At 60.8% G+C, this 20720-nt stretch carries 14 protein-coding genes; 4 read left to right on the forward strand and 10 right to left on the reverse strand.

Features of this window, described 5'->3' with window-relative positions:
• Window position 1: 1 nt before the first annotated feature.
• Window positions 2-3169, reverse strand: a complete 3168-nt coding sequence (locus P3T42_RS34415) for an efflux RND transporter permease subunit (protein ID WP_429308507.1) — start codon at window positions 3167-3169, stop codon at window positions 2-4.
• Window positions 3170-3656: 487 nt separating this feature from the next.
• Between P3T42_RS34415 and P3T42_RS34420 the strand changes: the two genes are divergently transcribed.
• Window positions 3657-5330 (forward strand): FAD-dependent oxidoreductase, encoded by a 1674-nt coding sequence (locus P3T42_RS34420; protein ID WP_074296788.1) that lies wholly within the window; start codon window positions 3657-3659, stop codon window positions 5328-5330.
• Between the two features lie 98 nt (window positions 5331-5428).
• Complete coding sequence (locus tag P3T42_RS34425) at window positions 5429-6049, forward strand: LysE family translocator (RefSeq protein WP_429308508.1); 621 nt, start codon at window positions 5429-5431, stop codon at window positions 6047-6049.
• A gap of 25 nt (window positions 6050-6074) precedes the next feature.
• Here the strand turns inward: P3T42_RS34425 and P3T42_RS34430 are convergent, their stop codons facing one another.
• From P3T42_RS34430 to P3T42_RS34440, 3 genes are all read right to left on the reverse strand, one after another.
• Window positions 6075-7208 (reverse strand): lactonase family protein, encoded by a 1134-nt coding sequence (locus tag P3T42_RS34430; RefSeq protein WP_429308509.1) that lies wholly within the window; start codon window positions 7206-7208, stop codon window positions 6075-6077.
• A 279-nt stretch (window positions 7209-7487) separates the two neighbouring features.
• Window positions 7488-8405 (reverse strand): helix-turn-helix domain-containing protein, encoded by a 918-nt coding sequence (locus P3T42_RS34435; protein WP_074296795.1) that lies wholly within the window; start codon window positions 8403-8405, stop codon window positions 7488-7490.
• Window positions 8406-8861: 456 nt separating this feature from the next.
• Complete coding sequence (locus P3T42_RS34440) at window positions 8862-9890, reverse strand: porin (RefSeq protein WP_074296799.1); 1029 nt, start codon at window positions 9888-9890, stop codon at window positions 8862-8864.
• A gap of 471 nt (window positions 9891-10361) precedes the next feature.
• Here P3T42_RS34440 and P3T42_RS34445 point away from each other — a divergent pair, with 471 nt between their 5' ends.
• A complete protein-coding gene (locus P3T42_RS34445) occupies window positions 10362-11378 on the forward strand; it encodes a hypothetical protein (RefSeq protein WP_253190098.1) in 1017 nt (338 codons plus the stop codon).
• A 151-nt stretch (window positions 11379-11529) separates the two neighbouring features.
• Window positions 11530-12822 (forward strand): MFS transporter, encoded by a 1293-nt coding sequence (locus tag P3T42_RS34450; RefSeq protein WP_429308510.1) that lies wholly within the window; start codon window positions 11530-11532, stop codon window positions 12820-12822.
• Between the two features lie 69 nt (window positions 12823-12891).
• Here P3T42_RS34450 and P3T42_RS34455 read toward each other — a convergent pair whose 3' ends face one another.
• The 6 genes from P3T42_RS34455 to P3T42_RS34480 all read right to left on the reverse strand — a co-directional run bounded on the left by P3T42_RS34455 (window position 12892) and on the right by P3T42_RS34480 (window position 20695).
• Window positions 12892-14742: a hypothetical protein gene (locus tag P3T42_RS34455; RefSeq protein WP_429308511.1), complete on the reverse strand. Its 1851-nt coding sequence runs from the start codon at window positions 14740-14742 to the stop codon at window positions 12892-12894.
• A gap of 208 nt (window positions 14743-14950) precedes the next feature.
• Window positions 14951-15859, reverse strand: coding sequence for a phosphate ABC transporter substrate-binding protein (locus P3T42_RS34460; protein WP_429308512.1), 909 nt, complete (start codon window positions 15857-15859; stop codon window positions 14951-14953).
• Between the two features lie 28 nt (window positions 15860-15887).
• Complete coding sequence (locus P3T42_RS34465) at window positions 15888-17432, reverse strand: acetolactate synthase large subunit (RefSeq protein ID WP_429308513.1); 1545 nt, start codon at window positions 17430-17432, stop codon at window positions 15888-15890.
• 3 nt (window positions 17433-17435) lie between these two features.
• Window positions 17436-18293, reverse strand: a complete 858-nt coding sequence (locus P3T42_RS34470) for an HpcH/HpaI aldolase family protein (protein ID WP_074296808.1) — start codon at window positions 18291-18293, stop codon at window positions 17436-17438.
• A gap of 63 nt (window positions 18294-18356) precedes the next feature.
• Window positions 18357-19343, reverse strand: a complete 987-nt coding sequence (locus P3T42_RS34475) for a protocatechuate 3,4-dioxygenase (protein WP_429308514.1) — start codon at window positions 19341-19343, stop codon at window positions 18357-18359.
• Between the two features lie 71 nt (window positions 19344-19414).
• Window positions 19415-20695: an MFS transporter gene (locus tag P3T42_RS34480; RefSeq protein ID WP_074296813.1), complete on the reverse strand. Its 1281-nt coding sequence runs from the start codon at window positions 20693-20695 to the stop codon at window positions 19415-19417.
• Window positions 20696-20720: the final 25 nt, after the last annotated feature.

The raw sequence follows: 20720 nt of genomic DNA on the forward strand, positions 1-20720 counted from the left end.
GTTATTCTCCAAGCGCCGGAGCTTCGGCAATGTGTTGAGGACGCTTCCTGTGCAGGAGCGCAAAGACAGAAGGAACGAATAGCAGGGTCGAGAACGTCGCGAACAGCAGGCCGCCAATCACGGCACGTCCCAGAGGTGCGTTCTGCTCGCCACCATCGCCCATCCCGAGCGCCATCGGAATCATCCCGATGATCATGGCAAGCGCGGTCATCAGAACCGGGCGAATCCGCGTTGCGCCCGCTTCGTATGCGGCCGTCAGCGCATCGCAACCTGCAGCCATGCGTTCGCGCGCAAACGAGACGAGCAGGATGCTGTTGGCGGTCGCCACGCCCATGGTCATGATGGCTCCCATCAATGCGGGGACGCTCAGCGTGGTCTCAGTGAAGAACAGCATCCATGCGATACCGGCCAGTGCAGCGGGCAGCGCGGTGATGATGATGAAAGCATCCACCCAGGTCTGAAAGTTGATCACGATGAGCAGATAGACGAGCAGGATCGCCATGACCAGTCCCACGCCAAGCGCGAGGAACGACGAGTTCATGGTCTGCACCTGGCCACGCAGCGTGACCCGGGCGCCGCGCGGCAACGTGGGCTGAACCTGTTTGATCAATGTCTGGATCTGGCCGCTGACTGAGCCCAGATCCCGTCCGTCGACGTCCGCGTAGATGTCGACTGTCGGCATGATGTTGTAATGCGTCACGACGGCAGGCTGGATCTCCGGCTTGACCTGCACCAGATTGCCGAGCAATTGGGACGGATACCCCGAGCCGACGTGCGCCACCGGTGTGCGCAGCAGGTCATCCAGCGTGTTGATGCGATATTGCGGCGACTGCACGGCGACGTTGTAGACCACCCCGTTCTTGCTCAACCAGAACGACGGCGAGGTCTGGAAGCTGCCGCTGAGGGAATCGAGCATGTTCTCGGCGACGTCGGTCGCGTTGAGCCCGACCTGCTGGATTTCGGTGCGGTTCATGCGCAAGCCGAGACCGGGGTTGTTGTCCAGCTGATAGACGTGAACGTCGACCGCCCCGGGAATCTTGCGCATCTGATAGGACAGGTTATTGGCAATACTGCGCAATTTCTCCGGGTCGTTGCCGGCAAACTGAACGTCGATTGCTGCAGGCGAGCCGAAGTTGAGAATCTGCGTCACCATGTCGGCCGGTTGAAAGAAGAACTCGGCGCCGGGATACTTTTTGGCCAGCTCGGTTCGCAAGGTTCGAACGTAGTCGCGCGTGTTGCCGTGTTTGCCTTCTTTCAGGGCAATCAGAATTTCGGCATCCGAATTACCGATCGTGCCGCCGTTGCTATATGCCAGATTGATCCCGCTGACCGGCAAGCCGATGTTGTCCAGGATCGTGTCGAGATCGCCGGCGGGAATAACCTGACGGATGGTCCCTTCGACTTCGTCAGCAAGCCTGGCTGTCTCCTCGATACGCATGCCCGTGGGACCGCGCATGTGCAAGCGGATCTGACCGGAGTCGACGCTCGGGAAGAAATCGCGCCCCAAGGTCAGGAACAGCCCACAAGAGGCGATACAGATACCGAGGAAGATCGAGACAAAAAGCGTACGGTTGGACAACACCACCTCAAGCACCTCGACATAACCGGCACGCAGGCGCTCGAAGCCCGCTTCGAAGCGGCCCTGCACCCGGTGGAACAGGTTAGGCGTGGGATTGGCGGCGTGGTGCGATACGTTGGCCATCAGATACTTGACCAGCGTCGGCACGAGCGTTCGTGAGAGCACGTAGGAGGCGATCATCGCGAACACGACTGCCTCGGCCAGCGGCACGAAGAGGAACTTCGCGACGCCGCTCAGAAAGAACATCGGCACGAAAACGATGCAGATACACAGTGTCGAAACAAGCGCCGGCACCGCGATCTCGCCCGCACCCGTCAGGATGGCGTCTTCGAGCGGTGTGCCGAGATGCAGGTGACGCTCGATGTTTTCGATCGTCACGGTCGCATCGTCGACGAGAATACCCACCGCCAGCGCCAGGCCGCCGAGCGTCATCAGGTTGATGGTCTGTCCACAGATGCTGAGCATGATGATGGACGACAGTATCGACAATGGAATCGACACGGCAATGATGACCGTGCTGCGCCAACTCCCGAGGAACATCAGGATCATGGCGGCGGTCAGCGCGGCGGCAATCGCCGCTTCGCGGATCACGCCTGTAATCGCACTTTTGACGAACACGGACTGGTCGAAGAGCGGCGTGATGCGCAGATCCTTCGGCAGGGAAGCGGCCGCCAACGGCAACATCTTTCTGAGGTCGCTGACGATCTGCAGTGTCGACGAACCGCCATTCTTCAGGATCGGCTGAAGCACGCCGCGGTGTCCATCCTGGCGAACCACGTTGGTTTGCGGCGAGAAGCCGTCCCGTACGTGAGCCACTTCGCTGAGGTAAGTGGTCGAGCCGTTCTTCGTGCTAACCGGAATGGCGTTCAACTCGGAAATGGCCTCGGGCGCCCCATTCACGTCAACCTGGTACTCGGTGGCGCCGAGCTTCGCGGTTCCCGACGGCAGGATCAGGTTCTGTGCAGTCACGGCGTTCACGACGTCGGTCGGTGTCATGCCCTTCGCCAGCAAGGCCTGCGTATCGAGGTCAACCGCGATGACGCGCGATTTCCCGCCATATGGATACGGGACCGCCGTTCCAGGAATGGTCACGAGCTGGGGTCGCAGGAAGTTCATCCCGAGGTCGTTCAACTGCTGTTCCGACAGCGTGTCGCTGGACAAGCCCAACTGGATGATCGGTACGCTCGACGCCGAATATTTGATGACGAGCGGCGCGGTAATGCCAGGCGGCAATACGCGCAGCGTTTGCTGCACATTGGCGACAGCCTGAGCCACGGCCATTGGTACGCTGGCACCAGGGCGCAGATAAAGCTTGATCACGCCCACGCCGGCGAGCGACGACGACTCGATGTGGTCGATGTCGTTGACCGTGGTGGTGAGGCTGCGCTCACTGACGGTCACGATTCGCTGCGCCATATCGGTCGCATCGAGTCCGTTGTAACTCCAGATGATGCTGACAACAGGTATGTCGATTTCCGGAAAAATATCCGTAGGCATCCGCAGCAGCACGAATGGTGTAGCTAACAGAATGAGGATGGCCGCGACGATAAATGTCAGCGGCCTCCGTAGTGCGATATTGACGATCCACATGGCATCCGGTCACTTGAAAAAGAGGTTGAATCAGCGACCGGAGTGTATTTGGCGTACCAGGAGGCGTTCGGACAAACACTTCTGTATCTCGGCCACGCAGGCGCGTCGACGTCGCGCCTGGAACGCGCCGCCCCCGGCAAAAGCCCATGTTCAGGCACTCTTACGGCAAACCCACTGATAGTTATCCGAAGCGACAACAATCACTTTCCGCCCGGAGCATGTGTGGCGACAGGCCAGCCCCTTTAGACTCGCGCTGCTGTTGACGTGGTCTCTTCGACCGTGGATGGATAACCAGGCAGGTGGCGATGAAACGAAGGTTCAAAGATGCGGAGTCCGGGCGCAGACGCGCAGCGGGACCCTACGCGATGGTCGATCAGGTCGATCCGCTCACGCCGGCAAACCGCGCGATTCTATGGACCGCAAACGGAGATATCATAGCCACTCTGAATGCAGCAGTTTCACCACAAGCATCACTTCGGAAACCGCCATGGGCAAAGATACTTCAGGCAATCCCCACGATCTGTCGTCAGGTGGCAGCCGCTACCATCAGGTGTATCCCACGCTCGGCGAGAAGCAACTGGCGATCCTGGAAGGATACGGCGAGCGACGCAAGCTGAAGGCCAACGACATCCTCTATTCCGAAGGCGACCGCCACACCGGCATGTTCGCCATTCTCTCCGGCACGATCGAGGCGATCCGGGCGTCGGTTCAGGGCCCCCAATTGCTGGGCACCCACGGGCCCGGCAGTTTCACCGGCGAGGTCGCCACGCTCGCCGGCCGGGCTGCGGTCGCAACGACACGCGCCCTCACCGACTGCGAGGTCATCGTCATCGACGAGGAATCGCTCCGCGCGCTCGTGATCGCCGAAGCCGAACTCAGCGAAACGATCATGCGCGCCTATATCCTGCGCCGGGTCGCTTTCATCCAGGGTCAACATGTGAGCATGGTGGTGATTGGAAGTACGTCCTCGGGCGCTACGCTACGCCTGCGTCACTTCCTCAGCCGCAACGCGCAGCCCTCGGCCTACTTCGATATCGTCCAACACCCCGAGGCCAAAGACCTCCTGACGCACTACGGCGCAACGGAAGCCGACATTCCGGTAGTGATCACCTTGCAGGGGGCCGTGCTGAAGCAACCTGGCCACCGAGCCGTCGCGGATGCAATCGGCCTGAGTCCGGACCGGCTCAATGGCGAGCACTTCGACCTCGTGGTGGTGGGCGCAGGACCCGCGGGACTCGCGGCCGCAGTGTATGCGGCCTCGGAAGGATTGAAGGTGGCGGTACTGGACGCCAAAGCACCGGGAGGCCAGGCCGGCACCAGTTCGAAGATCGAGAATTACTTTGGTTTTCCGACCGGCATCTCGGGGCAGGCGTTGGCTGGCCGCGGCCTGTCGCAATGCCGCAAGTTCGGCGCCGAAGTCGGCGTGCCGATTGAAGCGCTGACCATCGACTGTACGGATTCTCAATCGTTTCACATTGGCCTCAGTCAGGATGAGTCCGTTTACGCCCGTGCGGTCGTGATTGCCACGGGTGCGCGCTATCGAAAGCCGAACCTTGCGCGTCTTGAGCATTTCGAGGGCCGCGGCGTCTACTACAGCGCGACCTTCATGGAGGGCGCATTCTGCAGCAACGAAGAGTTGATCGTAGTGGGCGGCGGCAACTCGGCGGGACAGGCTGCGGTATTTCTCGCGAGGTTCGCGCGTCATGTCCACGTCGTGATTCGCGGCGACGGACTCAGCGCCAGCATGTCGGCTTATCTGATCAGACGAATCAACGCGGCAGCCAATATCACGCTGCATACGAAGACACAGGTCGTCGAGCTATGCGGCGAATCGAAACTTGAGGCGATACGTTGGGACCGGCAAGGGCAGATCGAACAGAAGCCTATTCGGCACGTGTTTCTCTTTCTCGGGGCCGAGCCCAACACCCGTTGGCTGGGCGATTGTGTGGTGCTCGACAAGGACGGTTTTGTTCTGACAGGTGCCGATACCGGCGACGCGTGGACTGCGGAGCGGCCGCCGCACGATCTCGAGACGAGCCGGCCCGGCATCTTTTCAGCCGGCGATGCGCGCAGCGGCTCCGTCAAGCGCGTGGCGGCGGCGGTCGGCGAGGGGGCGGCAGCCATTCAGGCAGTGCATCAGTATCTCGCTCGCGGCGGGTAAGATCCGTCGGCGTTGTTTCGCTTGCCATACGCCTGCCGCGCTGTACCGTGTCTTCACAACCGCCGCTAACCCGGCTCATCCCTTACTGACACCAACTCATGCTATCGACTTCCAGCGCTGCATTGTTGACGTTAGGTATTGTGATCCTGCTGATCATGCCAGGGCCCACCAACACCTTGTTCGCGACCGCCGGTCTGCAGCGCGGCGTGCGGCGCTCGGCTCATCTGATTGGCGCCGAATTTGCCGGCTACTTCGTGTCGATTACCGTGCTGGGATGCTTTCTCTCGCATGCGGCGACATCGCTCACCTGGATACCCGCGCTATTGCGCATTGCAAGCAGTCTGTACCTGGCAGTCCTCGCGGTTCGGATGTGGCAAACCGCGAGCGAATTTCCTTCGTCCACGCAAAAGGCGATCGGCCTGCGCACGCTGTTCGTCGCCACGCTGCTCAATCCGAAAGCCATCCTGTTCGCCGGCACGATCTTTCCCGCGATTGCGTTCGAACGTTTGCCCGCTTATCTTGAAGCGATGGGCATCTTTACCGCCGCACTGATCCCAACCGGGCTGGCATGGATCGCCTTTGGCGCGGCGCTCGGCAGCGGCCGGCTGATGCGGATCAGTCCGGTCCATCTGCAGCGCTGTGCGTCGATCATTCTGGCTGCCTTTTCGCTGTCGCTGGCGTGGACTGTATTGCGCCAGGTGGGTCAATTCCGCGTATAGCGTACGCACCGGCAATCGCAACGCCTCACTTCACAAAAGCGACGCTGACCGCGGTCGGTATGTCGGCCGCCTGGCCACTGTCCGCCACCATGCCCGATTCAGGATCGATACTGAATGCGTTGACTGTCCCGCTCTGCTGGTTCGCGACCAGCAGCCATCTGCCCGACGGGTCGATGGCAAATCCCCACGGCTTCACACCGCCTGCAGACGTTCGCTGAACCAGAGACAGCTCACCCGAATCGGGGCTAATGCGATACACCACGAGTGCATTTTGTCCGCGATTTTCCACATAAACAAAACGTCCATCACGACTGAGCGCCAGTTCGGCGCCGCTCTTCACACCCTGAAACTCTTCGGTGCTGGTCGGCACGGATTGCACTAACGTCAAATGCCCTTGCGAGGCATCCCAGTGCAGGACCATGATCTCCGCGCTCAGTTCAGTCAGCACATACGCGAACTGACCGTTCCGACCGAATGCGATACGACGAGGGCCGCTGCCGGGCGGCGTAACGAAGGACTGCGGATTGACCTCGTTGCCCGCTGTCACCGCGTGACTTGCGCGGTCAAAGCCATATACGAACACGCGGTCAGCACCCAGATCGGGGACGAGTGCGTATTGACCCGAGGGATCGATCACGGCGCTGTGCGCATGGGCACTTGCCTGCCGCCGGTTCGGTCCCGAACCGGTCTCCTTGATCGTGGAGACGAGTGAACCCAGACTGCCGTCGCGATTGACTGCGATGCTCGATACGGAGCCGCTGGCGTAGTTGGCGTCGAGCAAGGTCATCGAGGGGATGTCCCAGCCCAGGTACGTGCTGCCGGCGCCGCCCGTGGCGACCGCGTTCACCTTGGTCAGCGAGCCGGTCTCGCGATCCACGGCATAAGCCGTGACGCTTCCTTCGTGGGTGTTGTCGTCGTCGACCGCATAAAGCATCGGCAAATGCGGATGCGCGGCCACCCATGTGGATTTCGGCCCCTCCGCAACAGCGCCGATCGCCGTCAGTTTGCCGGTGGATGTGTCGAGGCGCAGCGCGTCGATCTGACCTTTCTGCGTCCCCACGTAGACCAGTTCCGTTTGTGCACTTTCCGGCGGCGTCGCGGCATTGCCGCGCACGCTGTGCATACCGGCTAGCAACGTAAGCACGCTGGCTGCCGCCATCGCTCCGTACCGCGTCAATGCATTTCTCTGGAGGGGCAGCTGTGTCATTGTTGGTAGCTGTGCAATCTCGGCAAGGCGAGCGACGCATTCGGCATGCGTGAGCGGGGTGAACGGGTTGGCTAAGGGTATTCGATTCACACGCGCGCGTCCCTGCACAAAAGTGGGATTCGCTGGTACTTTTTGAGCCGCTCCGTGAGGACACCGGTTCGCGACAGCGGCATCATGCACGCTTCGTCGCCACCCCCAATCCGCCTACTGTGACAGGACCTTGCGATGCGGCTATTGTCGCGCCGCGATGCGAAACTGGCTTGGCGCCTGGCCGACTTCTCGCCGGAAGAAACGCGTGAAGTACGCGGCATCCGCAAAACCAAGCCCAAAGGCGATCTGCTCCACAGACATATCGCCGAAAATCAGGTTGCGCTTGGCCTCCGTGATAATGCGGGCGTGAATCATTTTCGTCGGGCTTTGCTCGGTGGCGGAGGCACAGGCCGCACGCAGTTGTACCAGAGACACCGCCATCATCGACGCATAGTCCTGCAGCGGCAAATTCTCCCGGTAGTGTTCGTCAATCAGCTTGCGGAAGCGATCCACCTGGCGAATGTCGTTGCGTGTTGCGGCTTCGTTGCCGGCCTGGTCCAAATGCGCTTCGCGAACCAGCATGAGCAGAAGACTGGTGAGGAGCGCTTCCGTGCCCACCACATGGCCCACGGCGTCCGACTCCACCTCGTGCTTAAGGCTTTTGATGAGGTTGCCGAACTCGATGCCTGCCTCGGCGGAATAGGCCAGGGAAATCATCCGGGGCAACGCCCAGAGCGCGATGAATTCATGCAGCTTGGCGTTCACCTGGGTCAGATAGGCGACCTCGATCGTGACGACCCATCTGTCGGCATCAAGCTCGTAGTCAAGACCGTGCACGCACTCGGTCGGCAACAGCAAGGCGCAAGGGCCCTCGAACGGCACGCTGCTACCCTCGAGATTCATGACGCCGCGCCCGCTGCGGACAAAGATCACCTGGCCATAGGCGGGATGCGCATGAGGCTCGGTGCGCCAGCGGCCCCGGTCGGTGACATGCCCGACATGCACAAACCAGTGTTCCGCTTCAGGGCGCTCAACGTACAGGCGGACCTTGGGAACGGTGGCCTGCTTCGCTTTAGGAATCGATTTGGGCTGGTACTTTGCCACGGCACTGTGTGTCATAAAGTCTCCTTGGCGGCCGAATCGACTAGGTAGCGGCCGTCCTTGATATTCCGGCCTTACGCAGAAGTTCTCTGGCGCGGGTGTCGCGCGGGCCTTGTCTCTTCAATCTGGCAACGGCCCAAACCGCTGCCGTGGTCGGCGCGACGTCGGGCCGTGAGCCGCCGCGCGAGATCGCGATGTTGCGCGGCGGTCGCGATCGCGGCGATGGAGATCGGGGCACTACGGTTGGAGGCTTTGCCATCCTGCTGCGAAGCGTCGAACAGATCGTCTGATAGGGCCGCTTAACTGCTATTTCAGCGGATTCCCTCATTAGAGCCGCCCTGCACCGCGTACCATGATAATCCTCTCGATGGGTCGCGGAAACCGGGGGTATTTTTCCATACATTTCCGTCGGGCGTCACTTGCGATTTACCCCGACGATCGGCGCCGCATCCGGCGATGCAGGCGCCGGCACCCTCAGAACATGTGCACCATTCCAAGCGTCACGCCGCGCGTATTGGCGCCCGGTGCGACCGCAACACCCCCATACGACGTGCCGTTAAGGGTGAAGTCCGCCTGGTTCCGGTTCTGGATAAACCCGGTTGCGGCGTATAAGGTGGTCGCCTTGGAGAGGAAGTATTCATACGTCAAACCCACCTGCTGTGCGTTGTTCCCCTGCCCGGTCCGATCGTGCTCATAGCCATACATCAGCGAAAGCTGATCGGCATGACTGAACGAATATGAACCCGATGCTTCGTAGACGTCACGCTTCTCGCTGTCATCGGTCTGGTGTTCCGTGTGATAAGCCAGATAAAACCGCGCAGCCCCCACACCAAACGACGCCCCGGCATTGAACACCTTCAGGATCGAAGTGCCGGTCGCATTGGCTGCCTGCTCGTAGCCGGCCGCCGCGCGAAACGGTCCGTTCACGTAACGCAGTGCCGCGTTATAGAACTGCAATCCATTGGTCGGCCTGGTCGTCTGATCGCGCATGGCGACCATGAATTGCGCCGTCAGGCCGTACACCGTGGGCGTAAAATACGAAATCGCGTTATTGACCCGAACGGTCAGGCTGTTGAAGTTATTCATCGGCGAACCCATGCTCATCACCGCCACAGGGTCGAGCTCGGGGTTCATGAAAATGTATTGAGGCGTGTTCTGCAGACCAAAACGCGCCTCGCCAAAATTGCCCGATACTCCAACCCATGCCTGACGGCTGAAAGCCTCAGCGGCATTCGACGCCGCACCGGTCGCGCCGGAGAAGCCTTGTTCCAGCTGAAAGTTGATGTGAAGACCGCCGCCGATGTCCTCGCTACCCTTCAGACCATATCGGCTTGCAAACAGTCCACCGGAGATTGCGCGGAGCGTTGCCGGGGAAGAACCGGGGTTTTGGTATTCCACGCCGTTGTCGATGACGCCGTACAGCGTCACCGACGACTGCGCGTACGCAGAATTGAGGACGCATACCGATGCCGCCCCAGTGACAAGAATAATCAGTTTTTTCACGCAGTCTCCGAGTCAATCTAGTTATTAAATTCATCACGCAAGTTGCTCGATTCAGGACACTCACATTCATATTTTGGATGCCTAATTTTTATTGGAATGCGTCTTGTTCTGGCGAGCGGGCAGGATCATGTCATGCGCTCAAAGCGCTGACGAACCCGGCGTTTCAGACCAAACAGGCCGCCGGACGCATGGTCATGCTGGAGCAAGGGTATGAGATGTCCGCCAGGGCGTCCCTACACAAAACTGAGATTCACTGGCACTTTTCGGCTCGATGCGTTGAGTGCCGCACACGCCTCGTAGATTCCCGCGCCGCCGCAACAAAAAATGCAAGCGAATCTAGTTTTTGTGTAAAGGCATGCGCTCGGGCATCCAATACTATCCTCCCCACCGCGACAGAAAAATCTGGCTCCCTGTTCATCCAGAAGAAGGTTGAACAGCCGCGGGCTGATAAAAAACCATATGGAAGGAGACATGCAAAACATATCAGTAGCTTTGCGCAACCCGCTTCTCGGCGCCGCCCTCTTCTGCTGTTTGAGCCAGTTCAGCCATGCTGAGGAAATCATCACTGCACCGAGCGACTCCGCGCCGCCGCAAGTCCAGCAAACGCAGCAGCAGAACCAGAAAACCCCGCAAACACCGCCAACCCTAAAGAACGGCGCCGCGCCGCTCAGTGCACCGGATCTGAAATCGGCGGAGCAATTCGGCGCGCCGCCTGTGTCGTGGAACGATACGTTTGTCGGCTACCGCTATGGCAGCGACTTCCACTATCCGGGTGTACCCGACAAGGTCGCGCAGAACATCGGTTATCTTTCGACGATAGGCGGTTTCAAGTACGGTAGCTACGCGTTCAACGTGGACTACCTCGTGTCGAATTCCGCCAACCCGGAAGCGGGCGGCCCGTCCAATGGTGGAGCGCAGGAGATCTATAGCATCGGCCGTGTCGAACTGAGTGCCGGCAAGATTCTTGGCCGGTATATGGGTTACGGCTTCATCCGCGACTTTGGCTTGACCGGCGGCTACGAGTTCGGCGTCAAGAACGATGCATACGGCGAGCGCGCCCGGATGCTGGTATTCGGCCCGACCATCGAATTTGCCGTACCGCGCGGCTTCTGGAACGTCACGGCCGGGGTACGTACCGAGAGTAACCACAACGGCATTACCGGCGTGGACGTGCATTTCAATCCCGCGTGGCACGTCGAAAGCTCGTGGCTGGTTCCGTTCCAGGTGGGGCCCTTGCCGCTGGTCTTCAAAGGTTTTGCCAGCATGACCGGGCCTAAAGGCAGAGATGGCTTCGGCGTGGAGACCACCACCGAGTTTCTCGCTCGCGGCTCACTGCTGGCGGATCTTGGCTCGTTTGCCGGCCACCCGCGTGTGGTGTACGCGGGCGTAGGTTACGAGTATTGGCATCACATGTACGGCTCGCCGACTAACGAAACGGTGGGCACCATTACGTCGGCACCGATGTTTGTGGCCGAGGTTCATTTCTGATCGACCGTCTTCGATAACAATTGCATTGGCGACCCTGCAGGCGGGTCGCCATGCCCAGTACACGCGCGCCCCCCGTGCGAAGAACGTTGTGGCGGAACCCGCTTTACATGAAGAGATTTTTGGCTCAGCCTGTCTTCTCGAAGTGAACGCGATGGAGACGCATCAATTGAAACGACCGGCGACCGAGAATCCCTGGAGCATTCTCGTACTTCTCTCGCTCGGCCTGCTGATTTCGTTTGTCGACCGTACCAGCCTGTCGTCTGCGTTGGCGGACGCAAGCTTCATTCGAGAGTTTGCGCTGACGAGCGTGGAGCGCGGCTGGCTCAACTCCGCCGTGTTCTGGTCCTACGGTTTCGTTCAGATGCCGATGGGCTGGCTGGTCGATCGCTACGGCGTGAAATGGCCTTACACGATCTGCTTCGCGCTGTGGTGCATGGCCGCCGCAGCCACCGGCATGGTGACCACGCTCTCGGCGCTGATCGTCATGCGTCTGCTGATCGGCGTAGCCGAAGCGGTGGTGGTGCCGGCTACCTATCGCTACCTCGCGAACCACTTCGAGGAAACCCGGAAAGGCACCGCCCTCGGTATCTTTTCGATTGGCGGCAAGATGGGGCCCGCGCTCGGCGCGCCTATCGCGGCGTGGATGATCGTCACGTATTCCTGGAAGGTGATGTTCATCGCAACCGGCCTCGTCGGACTGATCTGGCTGGTGCCCTGGCTGCTGATGGTCAGAAACGACTATCCGTCACGGCAGGAACTTGCGGCCGCCATCCATCGGGCCTCTACGGTGCCGCTCAAAAACCTGCTCGCGAGCCCTGTGGTTTGGGGTGGGCTGGTCAATAACTTCTGCTACAGCTATTTCGCCTTCTATTGCATGACGTGGATGCCGGCCTATCTGGTCGAGCAGCGCGGCCTTTCTCTCGAGCGCTCGGGCCTCTATACCTTCTTCAGCTTTGCCGGCATCGCCATCGTTGCGGCGCTTGCCGGCTGGGCAGCGGACCGGATCATCGCCCGGGGTCACGACGCGGTTATGGTGCGCAAGGCGTTTATCGTGGCGGGCTTTATCGGCGGCACAACGGTTCTGCTCGGCGCCTATGCGCCATCGCTCGACATGGCGCTGTTCTGGAACGTGCTCTCGCTGTCGCTCCTCGGCCTCGTCACGGCGAATAACCTCGCGCTGTGCAAACTGACCTTGATCCCCAAGCAGGCGGTGGGATTGAACACGGGCCTGCAGCAGGTTGCCACCAGTCTTGCGGGCGGTGTGTCGGCGAGTCTTTCGGGTTGGCTGCTCCATCTTGGCGGCAGCTACACCCTGCCCATGATGGCGATCTTCGCCTTCCTGCTGATCGGCGCAACCAGCACCCTGGTTCTACTCCAGCGCAAATGGGCGCCGAAAGTCAACGAGATCGCTCTCGAGCCGCCCCATGCCGGATGGCGAGCATGAACAAAAAGGCGCTGTGCTTTCGCGCAGCGCCCTCGTCAAACCAATGCAATGGTCAACGCAAAAAGAGACTTACGGATTGGGAATGTACAGCGGCATTGCCTCTTCCCATAGCGTGTCCGTAATCGGATGCTGGTCGCTACCGTCGGCGTTCATCACCCAGTTCTGACCATCGGGCTGGAAGCTGTTGTCGTACAGCGCGAGTTCGTCACGGAAACCATACACACCCGAGCTATACGCAATGCGGCCGTCGTAGGTCCACACGGCGTGGCCCTGATTCGCCCCCGGCGTCGTCAGACGGGTTAGGCCCGATCCATCCGGATGGATCGTGTAGACGTCGTAATGAAACCTGTTCGGGTCCGTCGGGTTGACTTCCTTGCGGGTGAACACGATCTTGCTGCCGTCCGGCGACCAGCCCGGCAGGTTGTCCGGATCGGTGGTCAGCACGGTATCAACGTGCGTCTCCAGATCGAGAATACGCAGACCCTGCACCTTCGGACTCCACACGCGGTAGACGATCTTCTTCCCATCCGGCGAGTAGCTCGGGAAACCCGCATTGATGGAACCGTCGGTCAGCACTTCCGGTTTGCCGTTCATGCTGCCGTCGGTCTTGATACGCATGATGCGGCCAGGACCGGCACCGCGCGTGAAGAACCAGTCGCCCACACCGAAGGCCACCCACTGACGATCCGGCGACCAGGTCGGCTGAAATGCACCGGCCAGACCTTGCTTGATCATGACCGGATCCAGGCCGCTGTTAGCAGGATCGTAGATCCGCTGATAGCCCGTGAAGTCGGGGTTCATGATGGCAATGGAAGAATTGATGGCCTTTTCCGTGTACACCAGCTTCTGGCGATCCAGCGACAGTTGCGGGAAGACGTCGATGTAACGATAGTTCCAGTCCGGGTCGAAGCTATACAGCGGCGTGCCGTTCGTATGGGCCGGACGCATGGCGATTTTTTCGTAGACCACCTTGCCGCCGTCCGACGAATAGCGCGGCGAGCGAATACCCGAGTTGGCCGTCGAGCGGAACGTACCGGCGGTGGTGTAGAACCCTTCGGTGTCACCGCCCTTCACGTGATACGCGACGTTGGTATCGCTCAGATATTGCGGGAACACCTTGAAACCGGGCGTCGACGTCAGGTCCTTCCGCTCAAGCGTGGACACGTCCACCGAAACCAGTTGCGAGCTCACCTTGTTGATCCCTTCCGGACGGTGCGCCCCCCACGTCGACTCCACCGGCGTTTCGTAGAAGACCACCGACTTGCCGTCCGGCGACCAGGAAGGCGAGCCTTCGTCAAAGCCCGGCTTGCTGGCAATTTTCTTCCAGCCCGAACCATCCGGTTTGATGAGGTAAATGCTGCTTTCCTGTGTACGTTCCCACCCCACCGGCAGATTGTGGCCGCGCCAATCGGACCCGGTATCGGAAGAAAGCGCGAGCCACTTGCCGTCCGGGGACCACGAGGGCCGGAAGTAGCTATGCGGTTTGCTCGGATCGAATTTCAGTTCACCCGTGACGTTTTTCAGCGCGCCTGTCGCAATGTTCAGCGTCCAGATGTTGACCGTGCCGTAATCCTTCTCGCCTCTGCGCGACGACACGAAGGCGATGAGGTTCGGGTTGGCCGGCGAAAAGACAGCGGCGTCGGACACGCCGGGGTGATCGGTAAGGCGCTGCAGGTTCGTGCCATCCACCTTCACGCGATAGAGGTTCGACTGGCCGAGGCCATCGCGTTCCGACGTAAACACGATCCACTGCCCGTCTTTCGAGAACGAGGCGTGATAGTCGAAACCGTCGGTTGGGAGCAGCCGGTGTTCGTCGCTGCCGTCCGCATTGGCGACATACAGCTCGGATGTCACGGGGCCCACGCGGTCGAGCAACAAGGTGCCTTTCGTTGCGGCCCCGGCTCCGCCTGGAATGAGCATCCAGGCTCCCCCGATGGCCACACACGCCAGGAGTTTTTTCAAAGATGTAGTCAGATGCACAGCCTAATGCCTCCATTAATTATGCGTAGGTGAACGGCGTGAAACCGCTCAACCGCTGAACTGCTCCCGCGTTGCGCTTTTCGTCAACGCATCGTGCTTCTGTTGCTTACCGCTGTTTCCGGGCCCTCGACGCTTTCCCCGTGGTCGATCAACCCAGATTACCAGTAACGTCGTCGAACAGTTCGTCAACCGACAGGCGATGCGGAATGATCTTCTGATCGAGCGCCCAGTCGATCGCCAACTGGATCCCCTTGCGGTTCGCCTCCAGGCCAATGGGCGGGAAGATGGCCGGCACGCCGCCTTCAGTCAGCGCCCGGCTTTCGACGATCATCCGGTACAGTTCGCGAACCACCTCCGGGTGCTTCTTCGACACGTCGGCGTGTACCACGAACATGTGATTGATCGGCACCACGCCTTCGCGCGCGAACCAGTCTTTCGCGGCGGCCTGTGCATCCGGAACCAGCGTACGCACGCGCGGATCTTTCGGCATGTCTTCACCGAGCAAGGCCGCGCTCAGCTCACCGTCGAGCATCATCTGCGGAATCGACGCACCGGCGGGCAGGCGCTCGCAGTTGTTCGGATCGCGATACTCGGCGAGATGTCCGTCGCCGAGCGTCATCCAGGTGACCTTGTCGAGATCGACGCCATATTCGTGACGCAGGATGCCGCGAATCCACAGCGCAGTCGTTTGCGTATAAGTGCGCACGCCGACCTTCTTGCCTTCGATGTCCTTCGGCTTCAGATCGCCAAAGTCGATGTTGAAACCGGCGCAATGATGCTGGAAACGTCCCGAGATCGGCGTCGGTAACAGCACGTAGGGCTTGCCGTAGGCCCTGGCTTGCAGGAAGGTGACGATCGCCAGTTCGCCTGCGTCGAACCTGTTCTCGCGGACCATCGCCTTGAAGCCGTTATGCGCTGGCGTCGGTCCGCAGTAGTCGAGGTCGACGAGATCGGACTTTACGCGCCCGTCTTTCATCGCCTGGGTGACGGGGTAATCGGCCAGATTGGTCCTGAGTGTGGGCACCCCGGTGGGCACCTCGTTTAGCGTCGTTGTCATTGATGTCTCTCCTTACGCTTGAATAGATTTACAGCCTGACCTCGATGAGGCACGGTCCCGGCTCGTTCACCGAGTCGGCCATGGCCTTGTGGAACGCTTCGGCGGTATCGACGGCGAGCGCAGGCACACCCATGCTTTTCGCCATGGCCAGCCAGTCGATGCGAGGCCGATCGATATCGATCATGGCCAGCGCACGCACCCCCGGCGCACCGGCGCCCATGTTGGCGTACTCGGCCTTGAGAATGGCGTAACTGTTGTTGGCAAAGATAATCGTCGTGATGTTCAGGCCTTCGCGTGCCTGGGTCCACAGCGACTGGATCGTGTACATGGCGCTGCCGTCGCCGACCATGCAGAACACGCGCCGGTCCGGACAGGCGAGCGCGGCGCCGGTGGCGACCGGAGTGCCATAGCCGATCGAACCGCCCATGTTATTGATGAGGTCATGCGGCGCCGCGCCGACGGTCAGTCCCATCGTCTCGCGACCGGTGGTCAGCGATTCGTCGACGAGGACGCAGTTTTCCGGCAACGCGGCGGCCAGCGCCTGGGCGATGGTGGCGGGCGTCAATGCGCCGCTCGGCGGCGGGGCGTCCGAACGCTGCTGGAGCACGGCCGCGCTGCTGGCCGCGCCGAGCGCCTCGACCAGCATCTCGAGACCGGCCGCACCGTCCTCGCCAATTTCGACCAGCGCATGAACGCTGGTTCCGGGCGACTTAAGCAGGCTCGGTTTGTCAGGATAGCTGAAGAAGGCAATCGGCTCGGTCGTCTCCACGGTAACGATATGCCTGAAGCCTTTCAGATACTCGACAGCGAGGCCAACCGCATAGGGAATGCGTTCGAGCGTGACTCGCCCTGCCCCGCGTTCGATTCGCGAACTGAAGAACTGCGTCGCAACACGACAGCCGGTCGCCGCCTTGACCTTGCCCACCCATTCGAGCGCACGACCGCGTGTCGAGCGCCCCGCCAGCACGATCAGCGTCGGCTCGCCCGAACGCAGCACCTGCGCAATGTGTTCGATACGCGCGGCATCCGGCGCCTTCGCCCTGGCAGGCGTGCGCGGCAGTACGACTCGCTCGCCCGCGTCCTGCCACGAGGTATCGCCGGGCAGGATGAGCGTCGCAATTTGCCCTGGGTGTTCGCTTGCCTTGCTCACCGCAGTCGCCACGTCCCACGCCACCGCACTCGGCGACTCGACGCGGCGCACCCAATGGCTCAAGGGCCGCGCGAGACCCTCGATGTCGGAGGTCAGCGGCGGATCGTATTTCAGGTGCGCGGCCGAGTGCTCGCCCACGATGTTGACCATGCCCGACGACGCCCGTTTGGCATTGTGGATGTTGGCCAGCCCATTCGCGAGGCCCGGACCGAGATGCAGCAGCGTCGATGCCGGCGTTTCTTTCATCCGGTAGTAGCCGTCCGCAGCGCCTGTGCAGACACCTTCGAACAGGCACAGGACGCTACGCATCAGCGGATTCTCGAGCGCCTTCAGAAAGTGCATCTCCGAGGTGCCAGGGTTCGCAAAGCAGATGTCGACACCCTGATCGGCAAGCGTCTGAACCAGGCTTTCGGCTCCGTTCATTGCTTAGTACCCCGCCATCTCGCGCGCCATGCCGACTACGCCATAGCTCTTCAACGGCGCCGAGATGAGGAAGCGGTAACCCTCTTCGAGCAGCCGCTTGTGATTCTTCGCATTGACGTGCGGATTGCCGACCACCACGTTGTGCTTGTGGCAGGTCTCGACGATCTGGCGCATCGCGTCGACCACGACCGGGTGCTCATACTGGCGCGGATAGCCGAGCTGCTGGCTGAGATCGCCCTCACCAATCAGGATGAAGCCAATGCCAGGTACGTTCGCCAGAATGTCGTCGAGGTTTTCAATCGCTTCGGTGCTTTCGCACATCAAGCCGACCAGAATTTCGCCTTCAGGGGCCAGCGGCCAGACATCGGCCTTCCTGTAGTAATCCGCCATGCTCAAACCCCAGTAGCGGGCCGCGTTGGCGGGACCATCGCCCCGGATGCCCTTCGGCTCGTACAGCGGTGCGTCCTTGGGCCGTGCGTAACGGCACGATGCGACTGCGTTATAGGCCTGCTCCACGGTCGACACATGCGGCCAGACCACGCCATAGGCGCCGCGATCGAGCACCTGCTTGGCGAAGGACTGGTTCATCTCGGCGCCGTTAGCGGGAATACGCGCAATCGGCGTGACGCGCGGCGCCACCGATGCGGACTCGGCAATCTGCTTGCGGCTCAGCATGTATTGCAACGCATCGCCCAATGCCGTTACGTCATACGGGTTGTGCTCCATTTCGAAGACGAGGCCGTCATACGGCGCATCGCTCATTTCGATGGCGTTCTGCTTGTCCAGTTTGGAAAACGCGGCGAAAGCAGGCTTGCCGGATTCGAAAGCGCGAATAATGCTGTTGAGTCGGGTATCGCTCATGGTCGTTCTCTCTCGTTGATGGGGTGCTTAAGGGGCCGCACTGAGGGGCTGCATGAAGCCGGTTCAGTCGGCCGCTTTCCAATACATGAAACCCATACCCTCGCCGGTGCCGGCGGGCGTCCGCCAGCAGGGAACGTAGTCCACCAGCGTCATCTCGGCGCCGGTTTCCTGCACCGCTTTCATCACGCTGACGTAGAGCTTGATTTCGGATGTGCCCGACTGGTAGGAGCGGTTATCCACTGCGGCCAGACCGTCGTAGTCGTAGTCGGCCAGCATCTTCATGATGCTGTGGTCGAATTCCTCGTCGTTGACGAAGTGCGACAGGCCGCCCGACGCAAAAATGCCCACTCGCACATCCTCCGGCCATGCCGTGATGGCATCGCGCAGCACACGGCCGAATTCGATGCAGCGCGACATCGAAGGCTGTGTCGGCGGATAGAAGCAATTCATGATGATCGGCACATGCGGCGGCGGGTTGTCGCCCATGATCTGGTGATACACAAAGCTGTACGCATGCGGCACCACCGGATACTCCGGCAACGGCTTCATCCACACGTTGTCGGGCCATGCAAAGAGGTCGGTCAAATCGAAACCTTCGCCCTGGAAGTGCTCGATCAGATAGGTGGCCAGCCGCGGATGACACTTGTGCGTGACGTGGTGGTCGGGTGCATAGACGGCGCGCTGCGGCGGCCCATTGTGCACTTCCGCGCCGCTGTAAATGGCGATCGACGGTGAGAACTCGGTGAAGATCTCCTTCTGGTCCTTGCCCAGAATGATCGCGACATCGATGTCGGCGGCGCGGTAGGCTGCAGCCATCTCGTCAAGCGCGGTACGGCAGCGCGTGGCGCGCTCAGTGCGCTCCTCGAGCGTCAGGAATGGCTCGAACGCTGCGCCGCGGTGCGCTTCCAGATCGGGGTAAGTCCAGGTCTGGTTGCGAAACCACAATTCCGGATTGTTGCGGTCCCGCTCCCCGTTCTTGAGCCAGTCTTCCGGTGCCTGACCCAGCATGCCGCTATGCGGCACCGCCATCCCGAATACAATCTTCGCCATTTAGGATTTCTCAGTAAATTAATATGTTCAACACAGCCGGCTAGTCCTGCTATACGGCCATGCCTTGATTGCTAGGCTTGCCGCAGCGAGCCATGCGTTTCGGTCACCTTGGGCGCCCATTCGGGACGGAACAGGGTCGCCGTGGCCAACGCGCCGATCAGCAGGAAGACCAGGATCACCAGCATCGGCAAGTCGTAACTCCCGCTGACGTGGAGCAACCAGCCCGACAGACTCGCCGCCACGCCGCCGGCAAGACTGGTGGCAACCTGCTGCACGCCCGTGACGAGACCAATCGCCTGCTTGGGGATCAAGGTCAGCCGGGACAACACCAGGTTGTTTGCGGTCGCAAGACCGAGCAGCGAAAGCGAAAGCACGTTCCAGAACAGCGCCACATTGAGCGAGTGGGCATAGGCGCCGAGCAGTACGGTGCAGCCGCCCACAAAGCCCGCGATGGTGAAGATCTTGCGGACCAGAATCGGGTTGCCGCCGCGGGCAATGATGCGGTCCGCGGCCCAGCCTGCGAGCGCCGCGACGATGGCGATGCCGGCGAAGCTGAAGAAGGTGAAGAGTCCTGAGCGTGAAATCGACAGGTTGCGTTGTTCCACCAGATACGCCGGCATCCACGTCATACAAAAGAACGTGAAATAGCCGTAGCAAAAGTTGGTGATCATGCCGCCCCAGACAACCGGGCTGGCCAGGATGCTGCCGAGGCTGACGGTACGTGCGCTTCGATTGGCCAGCGTGAGTTCGGCTTTCGATGGCAAGTCGTTGCGCACCATCAGCAGCCATGGGGCCAGCCAGATCATCCCCACCAGGCCGGTCGCGACAAACATCACCTGCCACGAGTAATTCACGAGGAACCAGGCGCCGACCGGCGCACCGAGTGCGGGCCCGAACTTGTTACCCATCGCCAGAATGCCGACGGCAAGACCGTTCTGGCTTTCGCCGAAGTGGTTGCGAATCCAACGATAGCTCGCCGGGATCACAATGGCCTCGGCCATGCCGATGATCAACCGCATGACGACGAGACTCGCGAGCGCCGTCACCGCCCCCATCAACGCGGTGGCGAGGCACCATAGCGCGAAGCTGATCGCGTAGGGCCACTTCACGCCGTAGCGGTCGGCCACCCAACCCATCGGGACCTGGAACAGACCGTACGACCAGAAGAAGGCCGCGTTGATCCAGCCACGATCGACGTCAGTGAGCGCAAAATGCTGAACGAAGCCTGCGTCCGCCAGCGTGGAAGAGATGCTGGTGCGATCGACAAACGAAATCAGAACACCGATCGCAAGGAGCGTGAGAATGGCCCAGCGGCTCGCGGTCCCGGGTCGTGCAGGTTTGCCTGTCTCCATCTGCCTGTTTCTCTTTATGATGATG

The sequence above is a fragment of the Paraburkholderia sp. GAS38 genome (assembly GCF_050434965.1).
GTDB classification, from domain to species: domain Bacteria; phylum Pseudomonadota; class Gammaproteobacteria; order Burkholderiales; family Burkholderiaceae; genus Paraburkholderia; species Paraburkholderia phenazinium_A.

What these genes read in the sequence shown, in the direction of transcription:
- P3T42_RS34415 (WP_429308507.1), bottom strand. Translation starts at nt 3,169, where the DNA reads ATGTGGATCGTCAATATCGCACTACGGAGGCCGCTGACATTTATCGTC.
- P3T42_RS34475 (WP_429308514.1), bottom strand. Translation starts at nt 19,343, where the DNA reads ATGGCGAAGATTGTATTCGGGATGGCGGTGCCGCATAGCGGCATGCTG.
- P3T42_RS34450 (WP_429308510.1), top strand. Translation starts at nt 11,530, where the DNA reads ATGGAGACGCATCAATTGAAACGACCGGCGACCGAGAATCCCTGGAGC.
- P3T42_RS34430 (WP_429308509.1), bottom strand. Translation starts at nt 7,208, where the DNA reads ATGGCGGCAGCCAGCGTGCTTACGTTGCTAGCCGGTATGCACAGCGTG.
- P3T42_RS34445 (WP_253190098.1), top strand. Translation starts at nt 10,362, where the DNA reads ATGCAAAACATATCAGTAGCTTTGCGCAACCCGCTTCTCGGCGCCGCC.
- P3T42_RS34455 (WP_429308511.1), bottom strand. Translation starts at nt 14,742, where the DNA reads ATGCTCATTCCAGGCGGAGCCGGGGCCGCAACGAAAGGCACCTTGTTG.
- P3T42_RS34460 (WP_429308512.1), bottom strand. Translation starts at nt 15,859, where the DNA reads ATGACAACGACGCTAAACGAGGTGCCCACCGGGGTGCCCACACTCAGG.
- P3T42_RS34425 (WP_429308508.1), top strand. Translation starts at nt 5,429, where the DNA reads ATGCTATCGACTTCCAGCGCTGCATTGTTGACGTTAGGTATTGTGATC.
- P3T42_RS34480 (WP_074296813.1), bottom strand. Translation starts at nt 20,695, where the DNA reads ATGGAGACAGGCAAACCTGCACGACCCGGGACCGCGAGCCGCTGGGCC.
- P3T42_RS34470 (WP_074296808.1), bottom strand. Translation starts at nt 18,293, where the DNA reads ATGAGCGATACCCGACTCAACAGCATTATTCGCGCTTTCGAATCCGGC.
- P3T42_RS34465 (WP_429308513.1), bottom strand. Translation starts at nt 17,432, where the DNA reads ATGAACGGAGCCGAAAGCCTGGTTCAGACGCTTGCCGATCAGGGTGTC.
- P3T42_RS34420 (WP_074296788.1), top strand. Translation starts at nt 3,657, where the DNA reads ATGGGCAAAGATACTTCAGGCAATCCCCACGATCTGTCGTCAGGTGGC.
- P3T42_RS34435 (WP_074296795.1), bottom strand. Translation starts at nt 8,405, where the DNA reads ATGACACACAGTGCCGTGGCAAAGTACCAGCCCAAATCGATTCCTAAA.